Raw genomic sequence first — 12,450 nt, 5'->3', positions numbered from 1 at the left:
TCAGAATGACCGGCTCCAAGCTATCAGGAATTCACTCCGTTCAGCGACGGGCATCATGGGACGTGAGGAATTGGCGCATGTCCAGCGGCATGGTCTGCAGCCAGGCTTCCGCCGCAGCGGCATCGTGCTTGCTCCAGGCCTCGTATTGACCCCGCACGTTCGTCTCCCAAAAGGAGGCGGAGCTATCGCCGGGCTGCCACGACGAGAGGAGCATCTCCCCGGCACGGCTTTTGACCTGCTCCACGATCAGGTCCTCGCGCCCGGACTTCTGCACCCAGGCGAGCGCCTTTTCCGAATCGATGGAAACCCATTGGCGATAGCGATCCCGCTGCGTTTCCAAAGCGGCGGAACTCCCCGGCCCGAGCAGGCCCTCCGTCATCTGCGTGTAGTCCGTGATCTGGCTGCGGCGCTCGATATCCATGCGGAACTCCTGGATGAGCTCGCCTCCGATTCCGGCGCTTTCCGCCAAGGCAATCATCTTCTCCCGCTTCTCCGGATCCTGCACCGTGGAGCGGTTGATCAAGCCTTCGAGATAGGTCGAAACCAAGCTGCCGTTCTTACGAAGTGCGGCCAGATGCCTCCGTCGGACCTCATCACCCACGTCGCCGCGGCGGGACAAGGTCTCGACGACCGCATACAGCGCATAAGGAAATTCCGTCGCCACGGTCTGGATCGCGGTCTCCGCATTCTGCATCGCCAGACTTCTGCCGGCGGATTCGCTGATCAGATTCGTTGCCACGCCGGGCGTAGGATGCGTCCCCGCCCAACGCAGGGCCGCGATCGGATCACGCGAGCCCCACTGCGCGGCCACCGCCCGGATCGGCGCGAATTGCTCCTTATAGGGAGGCTCCATCGCGGTTCGTGCCGCCTCTTCCGGATCGAGCTGCGCCCAGCGGCTGAAGAGCATCTCCACCAGCATCCGGTTCGCCGGATATACGGACTCCGGGGGGATCTCCGCCAGGCTGGCCTTCACATCCTCCAGCCTCATCTCGCGGATGATCTGCCATGCCTCGGCCTTCTCCCGCGGGCTCGGCTGGCTGCGACCTGCCGTGTGGCGCAGGCGGTTGAGCCGGTCGATCCGTGCGATCTGCTCCCTAGGTGCCGTGACCCGCCGCACCACGGACTGCACCGTGAGCGGCTTGTTCCCCGCCGAATCCATCACCCGGCACTCCGCGCGGTAGCCGATCCAAATGGCGGCCCCGAGGATCCCGGCAGCGGAAAGCAGGAGGTATTTCCGGGAAAACATGTTAGACCGATATATCCAAAAAGGGCCGTTTCGTTACCCGGCTTTTCGATCCCGCGGCACATTTGCCCGTGGACCTGACGCGTTATCTAAGAAAGAACCGGGCCGCCGGAACGCTCTCAGTCCGTCAGCGGGAGGAGAGTTTCACCGGCGGGGGGGCGATTCAAACACGGGTTCCGGCCCGGACTCGCTCCCGGCACGATCCTCAGCCCCGTCTTTCAAACGCATTCCTTATAAAAAACAGACACGATTTTGTGTAAACCTACCCCCCGTTCTGTTGCGTATAAGGCACGCCCACCGGCACCCCATCGAAGAGAAATCATGAATCACGCATCCATGCGCACCATCCTGACCACCTTGGCCCTCGCCACCGCTGTGCCCGCTTACGGGCAGAAGTGGTTCGAGGAAATGCAAATCGGCCCCGCATGGAGCAACACCTTCGCCGCGACAATTGATGGCAAGGAGCAGGCAGCCGCGGTCAAGGGCATCCTCATCGACGTGGGTGGAGACATGCACGCCCTCTTCGACACCGAGACGCTGCGCGTCGTGTCCATCTACAAGGGCTTCGTCCACTGGGGCGGCACCCCTTGGACCGGCGATCACGGCAAGCTCGTGCGCATCGCCAATGAAGGCGAGAACGGCTTCTTCACCACCGCCGCCGGTCCCGGCTGGGCGGACAATTCCGGCAACTTCGCCGACAAGCGCTCCAAGGATCTCCACGGCTGGGGCAACCTCGAGCACGCGAAATTCAAGGGCCACTACCGCGACGGCAAGAAGATCGTGCTCGCCTACGAAGTGAACGGCGCGCTGATCTACGAATCCTTCGCCTCCGCCCCGAACGGCGTGACCCGCCAGTTCCAGGTCGCCCCGCACAAGGGCGCCCTCAGCTTCATCGCCGGTGGCGAAGCCACTTCCGCGAGCAACACCGAGGCCGAGCTGGCCGGTGGCGTGACGGTCGCCGTGGGCGGTAAGGGCGTGACCCTCTCGAAGGGCAAGGAAGGCCTGGTCGCGAAGCTCTCCGCCGCGAACGCTCCCACCACCTTCACCATCACCTACGCCAAGGGTGGCAAGGCCGCCGCGGCCGAGCCCGTGGATCTGGCCGCCCACACCAAGGGCGGCGAGGGCATCTGGAAGGACGCCATCACCACCACCGGCAACACTTCCTCCGACAAGGAAGCCGCCTGGGTCACCGACAGCATCGGCCTGCCGGAGAACAATCCGTGGAAGTCGAACATCCGCTTCAGCGGCTTCGACTTCATCGATGAAGACACCGCCGCGATCTGCACCTGGAACGGCGACGTCTGGACCGTCTCCGGCCTGAAGGGCGACTGGAGCAAGTTCACCTGGAAGCGCTTCGCCTCCGGCCTCTTCGAGCCGCTCGGCCTGAAGGTCGTCGATGGCGTCGTGATGGTTCACGGCCGCGACCAGATCACCAAGCTGCACGACCTGAACAAGGACGGCGAAGCCGACCGCTTCGAAGCCTTCTTCCGCGATGAAGCCGTCTCGCCGAACTTCCACGAGTTCGCTTTCGAACTGCAAACCGACAAGGCCGGTAACTTCTACACCTGCAAGGCCTCCCCGGTCCGCGGCGGTGGTCGCGGCTTCGACACCATCTACCCGCACCACGGCACGATCCTGAAGATCTCCCCGGACGGCTCGAAGTATCAGGTCATCGCGACCGGCCTGCGCGCTCCCGGCGGCATGGCCGTGGGCCCGAACGGTGAGATCACCACCGGCGAGAACGAAGGCACCTGGCAGCCGCGCTGCAAGATCAACTACTTCACGCCCAAGCAGGCTCCCGTCTTCCTCGGCACCGAGCCCAGCAAGCACGATGTGAAGAAGCCCTTCCACGAGCCGCTCTGCTACCTGCCGATGGAAGTGGACAACTCCGGCGGCTCCCAGGTCTGGGTGCCGGAAGGCGTGGACTTCGGCCTGAAGCCGGGTGAACTCATCCACCTTTCCTACGGTCAATCCGCGCTCTACCGCGTGCTCTTCTCCCCCGCTGCCGATGGCTCCATGCAAGGCGGCGTGGTGAAGCTGCCGGTGAGCCTGGGCTCCTCCGCCATGCGCGCCCGCTTCCACAAGGATGGCTCGCTCTTCGTCTGCGGTCTCCGCGGCTGGCAGACCAATGCCGCAGCCGAGACCTCCTTCCAGCGCGTCCGCTACAACAAGGGCGTGACCGTGCCGATCCCGGACAAGGTGGAACTCACCAAGACCGGCGTGCGCATCCACTTCGAGCAATCCGTGGATGCCGAGCTGGCCGCCGATCTGGAAAGCTACAGCGCCGAGCGCTGGAACTACGTGCGCGGCCCGCAATACGGCTCCGGCGAGTTCTCCGTGGACAAGCCCGACCGCGATGCCGAGAAGGTCGCGCTGGAAAAGGAAATCCGCCCCAGCAACCACGACAAGATCGAGATCAAGGCCGCGCGCCTCTCCAAGGACGGCCAGTCCGTAGAACTCGATCTGGACGGCCACAAGCCTTCCGACCAGCTCAAGGTCTCCTGGGATCTCGAGGACAAGGACGGCGAGGTCATCAAGGGCGACTACTACGGCACCTATCGCAAGGCCGGCAAGTAAGCGCCGGAACCGTCCGCTTCAGCGGATTCACATTCACAAGAAGGCCGGGCATTTGCCCGGCCTTCTTCGTTTCGGGGTGGGAAGCCCTCAGTGCGATCCGGTGTTCTCCAGCGGTGTGGAGAGCGGCGCGCCCTTCGGATTCACGACGAAGGCGATGATCACCGTCTTGGTCGCGTTATCCGGATTCTTCGCCACCATGTGATGGCTCCCCGCCGGTTCGAAGAAGGTGTCGCCCGTCTTCAACTTCAGCAGCGGCCCGCCCTTCAGCTGGAACTCCAGCTTCCCGCTCTCCACATAGCCGGTCACCATCCCCGGGTGCACGTGCGGCGGAGCTTCTGCGCCGGGCTGGAGCTCGATGCGTTTGACCAGGATCTCCTTGTCCGCTTGATCGGGATGCTCGCGCTTGAAGATCTCGGTGATCTTCACCGGCTCTTCCGCCGCGGTGGAGAGCCCGAAGGATGCGAGGGCGAGAATGTGGATACGAATTGGGGTCTTCATGATGTTTTGTTAGATGGTGAATTTCCGGATCAGCGGGCCGCCAGTGCTTGGCTCAACCACTCGTCGTAGCGGATCGACCCAAGCCGGGGATTTGCTCCGGGGGTGAGTGACGTGTCGTCCACGAAGGTGCCGAAGTATCCGGCCTGCAGGTCCTCGATCACCTCGCGCTTGTCTCCCGTCGCCTCCAGATGACGGCGGACCAGCGCAGCGAGACCGATCTTCTCCGGACCTGCCACTTCACTGATGCCATTGAGCGGTGCCCCCAGCGCGGCATCCACCACCGCCGCTGCCACGTCATCCGCCGCGATCGGCTGGAAGAGCGCCGGCGAGACCCGCACCACATCCTCTCGGGTGGCCGCTTGGGCGATAGCCCCGACGAACTCGAAGAACTGGGTGGCACGCACGATCGTGAACGGAATGCCGCCTTCCTTGATCCCCTTCTCCTGCTCCAGCTTCGCAAGGAAGTAGCCGCTATCCGGCAAGCGGTCGGTGCCCACCACCGAGAGCGCCACGTGATGCTTCACGCCCGCAGCGGTCTCCGCCGCCACGATGTTCTTGCCCGCGATCTGGAAGAACTCGAGCACCGCCTGATTCTCGAAGAAGGGTGCATTCGCCACATCGACCACCACATCCGCACCGGCCATCGCTTCCGCGAGGCCTTCACCGCTGATCGTATTCACCCCGGTGGACGGAGAAGCCGCGATCGCATTATGGCCGAGATCGAGCAGGCTTCTCACCACCTTCTTCCCGATCAGCCCGGTCCCGCCGATCACCACGATCTTCAGGATCCTGTCACTTCCAGAGGCATTGTTGTTCGTACTCATCACCGCCCTGACGAGGCAGGGCCCGGGAGTGTGACACGAATCGGATGATTTCTTCCGAGGAGAGGTTTTTCAGCACAGCGCCCAGAAATCGACGCCATCCTCCCTACCCTGCTCCAGCGCCATCCGGCTGATATCTTCCCGCGCGCCTGGCACCCCCACCGCCGAAAGCAGCACCGCCTCGCGCCATTGCTGGCCGAATTCATCGAGCCCCTTCACCTCCGCGCCGTGGATCTTCTCGCCGATCCGACGCGGGTGGACTTCGAAGAAACCCTTCACCGCGATCCCGCGCATCAGCAGCTCCTGCGCGATCGCTTTGCCGATAGGGCCCGCACCCGCTACAACCACGCCGCTCTCCTTCACCCGCGTCATCCGTGCCAGGAAGTGCGCCCGCATCTTGTTCCGGAAGGTATCGCCATAGCGCGGATCGTTGCGCGTCAGCCGTCCCGGGGAATCCCGCCACTGCAGCAGTGTTTCCGAAACCTTGCCGAAGATCGAGCCGCCCTCCAGCAAGCGCAGCCATAGGTCGTGATCCTCCGCCCAAGGCACCTCGCGATAGCCGCCGGCCTTCGCAATCGCGGACTTCCGCATCAGGGCACTGGGGTGCACCAAGGGGTTCTCGATGAAGCGGGCATTCGCGATCTCACGCGAGCCTTGGAGCGAGTTTACCCAGTCCACATGCCGCGCCATGCCATCGCCGAGCGGGGTGAGAATCTCCACGCCGCAGCCGATCACATCCAGCTCCGGACGCTCCTCCGTCATCCGCCACTGCCACGCCAGCCGTTCGGGGTGGCTGATGTCATCCGAATCCATCCGCGCCAGCCAAGCCCCCTTTGCCGACCATCCGGCGGTCTCCGAAGCACCCACCACCCCGCGGGAGGATTTGTTCGCGAGAAGCGTCACCCGCCCGTCCCCGGCCGCCACCGCCGCGACGATTGCCGCCGAATCATCCGTCGAGCGGTCATCCACCGCCAGCAGCTCCCAGTCCCTGAAGGTCTGGGCCCGCACGCTCGCCAGCGCCTCCGGCAGCGTCGCCGCGGAGTTCCGGAAGGGCATGACGATCGAAATCTTCGGCATGAATCGATGGTTATCAGCAAGTTTCAACTAATCTCCGAGACCCCGGGCAAATGCCCCCGACTCATCGAACACGATGATCATCGGGCGGCAGCAGATCTCGCAGTCGTAGTCCACCTCCGTCGGCAACTCGTCGGGCGAGGGCATCACCACCTCGAAGCTCTCGAAACAGGTCGGGCACTGCACCAGCACGGTATCCATGCGCCCAAGCTGCTACAATCCGCAGGAATTCGCCAGTTTGACCCGCGGGAAAATGATGTTAGATTCTCCAGTTGCCGGTCCGCAAAGCGGCGGGCCAGTAACCCAAGAAACCAAAGATACCAGCCATGAAGATCCACCAACTTCTCGCCCTCGCGGCACTTCCTCTCGCCTTCTCAGCCTGTAGCGAGAAGGAAAAGGCCGATGCAGAGGCCAAAATCGAACAGGCCAAGAAAGACGCCGAGGCCAAGATGGAGGAAGCCAAGAAGGACGCCAAGGCCGGCATCGAGGATGCCGAGAAGGCGGTCAAGAACGCCGCTGCCGATGCCAAGGCGGCCGGGGCCGACGCCGCCGACAAGGTGAAAGCCGCCGGCGAAGACGCCAAGGACAAGGCCGCCGACGCTCTTGACAACGCCGCTGACAAGCTCCGCGAAGAGTAAGCGCACGGCGACCGGATTTCAGGCCCGGTCCCTACCCGGGACCCGGCCCACTAACCGATCCCCGTCCCGGCGGGAATGGGGTGATTCCCGTATATCCCGCTAACAGCTTTGACGAGCGGCTTTCCAACAGGCATTCTCCGTGGCGGATGAAGGCCCTCCAGTTCGAGCAAGCAGTCGAATCGATTCTCAAGCGCGACAAGCGCTACGATCCCCTTGCCTACCTTTTTCTGAAGGAGGCGCTCGATTTCACCCTGAAACGGGCGGCGGATACCAACAACGGTGAAGGTCGGCATGTCTCCGGAGTCGAGCTTTGCGAAGGCTTCCGTGACCTCGCGATCCAGGAGTTCGGCCCGATGGCCGCCACCCTGATGACCGAGTGGGGCCTGCGCGAAAGCAAGGACATCGGCGAGATGGTCTTCCACCTCATCGAGGAGCAGATGTTCGGTCGTCAGGAGAGCGACACCCGCGAGGACTTCGTCGGTGCCTTCGACTTCGACGACGCCTTCATCCTGCCCTTCCAGCCCAAGAAGCTGCGCGAGCAGGCGATGGCACTTTGAGTCCGGATCTCTACGAGAGGCTGAGCGACCGGGCGACCATGTGGGCAGCCCAGAAGGAGTTGCTTGGCATGGGCGAGGAGGCGATCCCCGTCTTGGCAGCACTGCTTGGCGGCGAGGCCAAGAACGAGTTTGGCGTGCCATACCGCGAGCTCCCGCCTAATCTCAGCAGCGCGCTCGCCCTCACCAAGGCTCTTGGCATGCATGCCAAGCCCTTGGAAGCATTCTTACGCGCGGAACTGAATGGTCCCGCAGCGGCTTTTGCCGCCGCTGCCTTGGCCGCTTTGGAGTCCTTGGAGGATGCCAGCATCCCGCCCTTGGTCGCCTGCCTGGAAGGCCCGCAGGACATCGCCTTCGAGAGTGCCGTAGCTTTGATCCAACACGGTCACGCCGAGCACCCGGCCGTGCTGGCGGCACTTGAAAACTCAGCCCGCGCCCGTTTCGTCTGGCGCAGCATCATGGCCTCGCAGGGCTAGGGCACCGGCTTGTCCACCTTCAGCACCGGCTCGAGCGTTTTCCACACGTTATCGGCTACCTTCTTCTGGCCCTCGGCGGTCGGGTGGATCCGGTCGGCTTGGTTCAAATCGTCCACCCCGCCCACGCCCTCCAGCAGGAAAGGCACGAGACCGGCCTTTTTCTCAGTGGCCACCTTCGGGAAGACCTCGCGGAACTTGCTCGTGAATTCCGCGCCCATGTTGTCCGGCATCTGCATCGCCGCGATCACGATCTTCATTTCGGAATTCTTCTCCCGCGCCTTGTCCACGATCCCCTGCAGGTTCTTCTCGGTCTGCTCCGGCGCGATCCCGCGCAACCCGTCATTCCCGCCCAAGGCGATGACCAGAACATCCGCCCCCTCTTTGCCAAGCGCCCAGGTGATCCTCCGCAGTCCACCCGCGGTAGTATCCCCGCTCACCCCGGCATTCGATACGGTGTAGGGCAGAGCGGCGGCATCGATCTTCTGTTGAAGCAGCGCCGGGTACGCTTCCTGCGGGTCCAGACCGTATCCGGCGGTGATGCTGTCACCGAGAATCACGATCCGCATTTTCCCGCCATTTGCATTCTGCGCGCTTGCGGAGAATAGTGCGCCGACGGTCACCAACAGAAGCACGAGTAAGCCTTTCCAAGATGTCATCCTTTTCGCCCTCCAGCCTGAATCACGAGCCCGACCCTGTCAAACGACCCATCCTTGAAGTGCGGAATCTGAAAAAGATTCACCGCACCCACACCCACGAGCTCACGGTGCTGAAGGACGTCAACTTCGCCCTCGAGGAGGGCGATAGCTGCGCGATCATCGGGCCTTCCGGCAGCGGCAAGACCACCCTGCTCGGCCTCTGCGCCGGGCTCGACGACGCCACCAGCGGCTCGGTTCTGCTCAATGGCACCGCCTTGGAGACCCTGAGCCACGACCAACGCGCGGCCCTGCGGAACCGCCTCGTCGGCTTCGTCTTCCAGAGCTTCCAACTCATCCCCACGCTCACCGCGATCGAGAACGTGCTCGTCCCCTTGGAGCTCCGCGGTGAAACGGGTCGCGAGAAAGAAGCGGCCGAACTCCTCGCCCAAGTCGGCCTTAAGGACCGGCTCGATCACTATCCGCTCCAACTCTCCGGCGGCGAGCAGCAGCGTGTGGCCCTGGCCCGCGCCTTCATCCACCGGCCCAAGATCCTCTTCGCCGACGAACCGACCGGCAACCTCGACGCGGACACCGCAGGGCCGATCGTAGAGATGCTCTTCCGCCTCAATCGCGAGGCCGGCACCTCCTTGGTATTGGTCACCCACGACCCCGCCCTCGCGGCGAAGGCGCACCGGGTGGTGAAGATGAGCGGCGGGAGCATCATTTCGGAGGAGATCCATGCCAGCCTCTGAGCCCAAGTTCCTGCCGGGCAATCTTATCACCGCCCTGTTCCACCCGTGGACCTGGCGGATGGCATGGCGCGACAGTCGCTCGCAGCGGCTCCGGCTCGCCATTTTCTCGCTCGCGATCGTTTCGGGCATCGCCGCGCTGGTCGCGATCCACTCGCTCAAGGCCAGCGTGGAAAACGGCATCGCCACGCAGGCCAAGGCCCTGCTCGGCTCGGATGTCCAGATCACCTCGCGCCGGGCCTTCACCGATGAGGAATACCAGCGGCTGCAAGGCATGGCCGCGAGCACCAGCCGGGAGATCAGCTTCCCCTCGATGGTGAAGTTCCCGAACGGCTCCGCGCGTCTGCTACAGATCCGGGGCATCGAAGGCGCCTATCCCTTCTACGGCAAGGTGGAAACCACACCTCCGGAGGCCTGGCAACAGCTCCAAGCCGAGCAGGGAATCCTGGTCGAGCAAGCGCTTCTCGACCAGTTCCAAGCCCGCCCCGGCGATACCGTCGAGCTGGGCAGCATCCGCCTGACGATCCTCGGCGTGGTCAACAAGCCCGCGCCCCGTTCCAGCCGCTTCAGCGGCTTCGCCCCGGAGGCCTATGTGCGGCTGTCCGATGTGATGAAGACCGGTCTGCTCGGCACGAACAGCATGAGCTCGCATGCCGTGCACCTCGAGCTCCCGCCGGGCAGTTCTGCCGAGGCGGCCAAGGCGAAGATCCGCGCGGATTTCAACAACACGCCTTGGCGGCTCGAAACACCGGAAGACCGCCGCGAGAATCTCGGCGATGCGCTCGATAACTTCCAGCGCTTCCTCGGCATCATCGCGCTCGCCTCGCTCGTGCTCGGTGCCATCGGCGTGGCCGGTGCCGTGCATGCCCACGTCAGCCGCCGTGTCCCGACCATCGCGATCCTGCGTTGCCTCGGCTGCCCGCGCCATCTTGCCTGCGCGATCTACTTTGCCCAAGCCGGGGCCTTGGGGCTGATCGGCGCGATCGCCGGAGCCCTGCTAGGTATCGCACTGCAGACCGGCGTGCTGCTCGCCTTCCAAGACCAGCTCCCGCTGGAGGTGAGCCCGAGCCCCGAGTGGAAGGTGGTCGCGCAGACCACCGCCGCGGGCTTTGCCGTCTGCTGCGGCTTCGCCTTGCTCCCCTTGCTGAAGATCCGCCGGATCTCCCCGGCGGCCACGCTGCGCAGCGGTGCGACGCTTGAAGGTCGCCCTCTGCGCGCGATTCCCCTCTACCTGCTCCTCGGCGGCCTGCTGGTGCTGCTCGCCTTCAACAATGACTCGGATTGGAAACGGGCCCTCGCCTTGGTCGGTGGCTTGGGCGTCGCCTTCGTGGTGCTCGCCTTGGTCGCCAAGCTGCTGATCCTCGTGACCCGCAAGTCGGTGAGCCCGGCATGGCCCTATCTCCTGCGGCAGGGCATCTCGAATCTCCATCGCCCGCGCAACCAGACCCTGCTCTTCCTGCTCTCGCTCGGGCTCGGCACCTTCCTCCTCGTCACGATCCTGCTCACCGGCAGCCTGATCAACAAGCGCCTCGATATCACCCAGTCCGCGCAGAGCCCGAACATCTATCTGGTCGATGTCCAACCGGACCAGGTGCAAGGCGTGAAGGATGTGCTGGCCCAGCAGAGCCTGCCGCTGCTCGAAGCCGCACCGATGGTCACCATGCGCATCGAATCCGTCCGCGGCGTGCCCGTTCGCGACGCGAAGGGCATTCCCCGCTGGGTGTCCCGGCGCGAGTTCCGCTCCACCTACCGCGACTACCTGAATCCCACCGAGACCCTGACCGCCGGGGAATGGCACAAGTCCGCCCCCACCGATGGCAGCCCTGTCCCGCTCTCGCTGGAGGAAAAGATCGCCACGGATATGGGGCTCTCGATCGGCGACGAGATCGTGCTCGATGTCCAGGGGGCCTCGATCCCAGCGAAGATCACCAGCCTGCGCAAGGTGGACTGGAGCCGCTTCAACCTGAACTTCTTCATGGTCTTCCCGCCGGGCGTGCTGGAGGACGCTCCGGGCTTCCATGTCGTCACCACCAAGACCGCCAATCCTTCCCAGTCCGGCGAGTTGCAGCGCGCCTTGGTCGGCCCCTTCGCGAACGTAACGGCCATCGACCTCACGTTGATCCTCGAAACGGTGCAGGACATCCTCGGCAAGATCTCCGCGGTGGTCTCCGTGCTGGCTGGCTTCACCGTATTGGCCGGCGTGCCGATCCTGATCGGCACCCTGCTGAATGGCCGCGACCTCCGCCTGCGGGAGAGCGTGCTGCTGCGAACGCTCGGTGCTTCCGCCAAGCAGGTCCGCGCCATCCTCACCATCGAATACACCGCGCTCGGCCTGCTCTCCGCGCTCACCGGCATCACCCTCGCCGTGGCTGCGAATGCCGGGCTCGCGATCTATGTCTTCAAGGCCGATCCGTGGCCTGACCTCGGGATTTTGATGGCCGCATTCGGAAGCACCATCGGTCTTTCCGTGATTGGTGGTCTCCTGCTCAGCCGTGGCGTCTGCAATCACCCTCCCTTGGAGATCCTCCGCAGCGGGATCTAAGTGGGGTATCCTCAGGGGGTTCCGGGGATCGCGCGATCGCGTAGACGCGATCCCGGAGTGGTGCAAAATCAGCCATCTGACATGCTCCCGACATGACCCCCACGCTCTTCACCGCCCTCAACTTCTCGGTAATCGCGTCCTCCACCACGGCAGCCGTGCCTCTCAAGCGCAGCTCCGATGTCGTCATCACCTCCTCGCCGAACCTCCACTGCCTCGAGACCGAAGCAGTGCTGGCGGCTAGCAAGAAACTCCTCGGAGCCAGCGTCGCCATGATCGGCGATGTCGCCCGCTCCACCCACCACCTCGGCGGCTACGAAACGGCCATCGAGCTGAAGGGACTCACGATCCGCGAGATCGTGGCAGCCCCGCTGTCCGAAGAAGATCGCGCCAAGGGCGTGACCCGCCGCTACCTCGCCCATGTCTCTTACAAGTCCCACCGCATCTGGGACGAGCCCATGCGCTCCTGGACCGAGTGGCGCGAGACCAGCTACGGCTTCTTCCCGTCCCAAGTGATCGTCGAGGAAATCGCCGGCAACTTCAGCGCCCGGGCCAACCGCATCGCGGACTTCGTCCCCGGCATCGAGACTGGCCTGGCCCTTCCGTCCTGAGTTTTCCCGCAGCCTGCCTGCGAGATCCCATTTCA

Annotated in this window: 13 protein-coding genes; 7 read left to right on the top strand and 6 right to left on the bottom strand. The window is 64.1% G+C overall.

The features are described 5' to 3' along the window. Positions 1-40: 40 nt before the first annotated feature. Positions 41-1,246, bottom strand: coding sequence for a hypothetical protein (locus OJ996_RS11130; protein WP_264513639.1), 1,206 nt, complete (start codon positions 1,244-1,246; stop codon positions 41-43). Positions 1,247-1,564: 318 nt separating this feature from the next. Here OJ996_RS11130 and OJ996_RS11125 point away from each other — a divergent pair, with 318 nt between their 5' ends. Beyond that, complete coding sequence (locus OJ996_RS11125) at positions 1,565-3,820, top strand: DUF6797 domain-containing protein (RefSeq protein WP_264513638.1); 2,256 nt, start codon at positions 1,565-1,567, stop codon at positions 3,818-3,820. Between the two features lie 87 nt (positions 3,821-3,907). Here the strand turns inward: OJ996_RS11125 and OJ996_RS11120 are convergent, their stop codons facing one another. From OJ996_RS11120 to OJ996_RS11105, 4 genes are all read right to left on the bottom strand, one after another. Continuing rightward, entirely contained in the window at positions 3,908-4,318 is a 411-nt protein-coding gene (locus tag OJ996_RS11120) for a cupin domain-containing protein (RefSeq protein WP_264513637.1), read from the bottom strand. 29 nt (positions 4,319-4,347) lie between these two features. Next, positions 4,348-5,103 carry an SDR family oxidoreductase gene (locus OJ996_RS11115; RefSeq protein ID WP_345783784.1) on the bottom strand — a complete coding sequence of 252 codons (756 nt, stop codon included), beginning with the start codon at positions 5,101-5,103 and terminating at the stop codon, positions 4,348-4,350. Between the two features lie 108 nt (positions 5,104-5,211). Next, positions 5,212-6,216 (bottom strand): glycosyltransferase, encoded by a 1,005-nt coding sequence (locus tag OJ996_RS11110; protein WP_264513635.1) that lies wholly within the window; start codon positions 6,214-6,216, stop codon positions 5,212-5,214. Positions 6,217-6,243: 27 nt separating this feature from the next. Then, positions 6,244-6,414 (bottom strand): zinc ribbon domain-containing protein, encoded by a 171-nt coding sequence (locus OJ996_RS11105; RefSeq protein ID WP_264513634.1) that lies wholly within the window; start codon positions 6,412-6,414, stop codon positions 6,244-6,246. A 125-nt stretch (positions 6,415-6,539) separates the two neighbouring features. Between OJ996_RS11105 and OJ996_RS11100 the strand changes: the two genes are divergently transcribed. The 3 genes from OJ996_RS11100 (at position 6,540) to OJ996_RS11090 (ending at position 7,881) form a co-directional block, all read left to right on the top strand. Continuing rightward, complete coding sequence (locus tag OJ996_RS11100; protein ID WP_264513633.1) at positions 6,540-6,851, top strand: hypothetical protein; 312 nt, start codon at positions 6,540-6,542, stop codon at positions 6,849-6,851. A 146-nt stretch (positions 6,852-6,997) separates the two neighbouring features. Continuing rightward, positions 6,998-7,408 carry a Minf_1886 family protein gene (locus tag OJ996_RS11095; RefSeq protein ID WP_264513632.1) on the top strand — a complete coding sequence of 137 codons (411 nt, stop codon included), beginning with the start codon at positions 6,998-7,000 and terminating at the stop codon, positions 7,406-7,408. After that, positions 7,405-7,881 carry a hypothetical protein gene (locus tag OJ996_RS11090; RefSeq protein WP_264513631.1) on the top strand — a complete coding sequence of 159 codons (477 nt, stop codon included), beginning with the start codon at positions 7,405-7,407 and terminating at the stop codon, positions 7,879-7,881. The genes OJ996_RS11095 and OJ996_RS11090 overlap by 4 nt, the downstream gene beginning before the upstream one ends. On the opposite strand, the gene OJ996_RS11085 is transcribed toward OJ996_RS11090, so the two are convergent. Beyond that, entirely contained in the window at positions 7,878-8,537 is a 660-nt protein-coding gene (locus OJ996_RS11085) for an arylesterase (protein WP_264513630.1), read from the bottom strand. The two genes, OJ996_RS11090 and OJ996_RS11085, sit on opposite strands and share 4 nt — an antisense overlap. On the opposite strand from OJ996_RS11085, the gene OJ996_RS11080 reads away from it, so the two are divergent. The 3 genes from OJ996_RS11080 to OJ996_RS11070 all read left to right on the top strand — a co-directional run bounded on the left by OJ996_RS11080 (position 8,531) and on the right by OJ996_RS11070 (position 12,415). After that, entirely contained in the window at positions 8,531-9,268 is a 738-nt protein-coding gene (locus OJ996_RS11080; protein ID WP_264513629.1) for an ABC transporter ATP-binding protein, read from the top strand. The two genes, OJ996_RS11085 and OJ996_RS11080, sit on opposite strands and share 7 nt — an antisense overlap. After that, entirely contained in the window at positions 9,255-11,807 is a 2,553-nt protein-coding gene (locus OJ996_RS11075; RefSeq protein WP_264513628.1) for an ABC transporter permease, read from the top strand. Before OJ996_RS11080 ends, OJ996_RS11075 begins: the two co-directional genes overlap by 14 nt. A gap of 92 nt (positions 11,808-11,899) precedes the next feature. After that, positions 11,900-12,415, top strand: a complete 516-nt coding sequence (locus OJ996_RS11070) for a hypothetical protein (RefSeq protein ID WP_264513627.1) — start codon at positions 11,900-11,902, stop codon at positions 12,413-12,415. Positions 12,416-12,450 lie beyond the last annotated feature (35 nt).

The sequence above is a fragment of the Luteolibacter rhizosphaerae genome, from assembly GCF_025950095.1.
GTDB lineage: Bacteria > Verrucomicrobiota > Verrucomicrobiia > Verrucomicrobiales > Akkermansiaceae > Haloferula > Haloferula rhizosphaerae.
Note: the sequence above shows the minus strand (reverse complement) of the source record. Positions and strands in the feature narration are given on the sequence as shown.

What these genes read in the sequence shown, in the direction of transcription:
- OJ996_RS11125 (WP_264513638.1), top strand. Translation starts at nt 1,565, where the DNA reads ATGAATCACGCATCCATGCGCACCATCCTGACCACCTTGGCCCTCGCC.
- OJ996_RS11130 (WP_264513639.1), bottom strand. Translation starts at nt 1,246, where the DNA reads ATGTTTTCCCGGAAATACCTCCTGCTTTCCGCTGCCGGGATCCTCGGG.
- OJ996_RS11105 (WP_264513634.1), bottom strand. Translation starts at nt 6,414, where the DNA reads ATGGATACCGTGCTGGTGCAGTGCCCGACCTGTTTCGAGAGCTTCGAG.
- OJ996_RS11075 (WP_264513628.1), top strand. Translation starts at nt 9,255, where the DNA reads ATGCCAGCCTCTGAGCCCAAGTTCCTGCCGGGCAATCTTATCACCGCC.
- OJ996_RS11080 (WP_264513629.1), top strand. Translation starts at nt 8,531, where the DNA reads ATGTCATCCTTTTCGCCCTCCAGCCTGAATCACGAGCCCGACCCTGTC.
- OJ996_RS11095 (WP_264513632.1), top strand. Translation starts at nt 6,998, where the DNA reads ATGAAGGCCCTCCAGTTCGAGCAAGCAGTCGAATCGATTCTCAAGCGC.
- OJ996_RS11070 (WP_264513627.1), top strand. Translation starts at nt 11,900, where the DNA reads ATGACCCCCACGCTCTTCACCGCCCTCAACTTCTCGGTAATCGCGTCC.
- OJ996_RS11085 (WP_264513630.1), bottom strand. Translation starts at nt 8,537, where the DNA reads ATGACATCTTGGAAAGGCTTACTCGTGCTTCTGTTGGTGACCGTCGGC.
- OJ996_RS11110 (WP_264513635.1), bottom strand. Translation starts at nt 6,216, where the DNA reads ATGCCGAAGATTTCGATCGTCATGCCCTTCCGGAACTCCGCGGCGACG.
- OJ996_RS11100 (WP_264513633.1), top strand. Translation starts at nt 6,540, where the DNA reads ATGAAGATCCACCAACTTCTCGCCCTCGCGGCACTTCCTCTCGCCTTC.
- OJ996_RS11120 (WP_264513637.1), bottom strand. Translation starts at nt 4,318, where the DNA reads ATGAAGACCCCAATTCGTATCCACATTCTCGCCCTCGCATCCTTCGGG.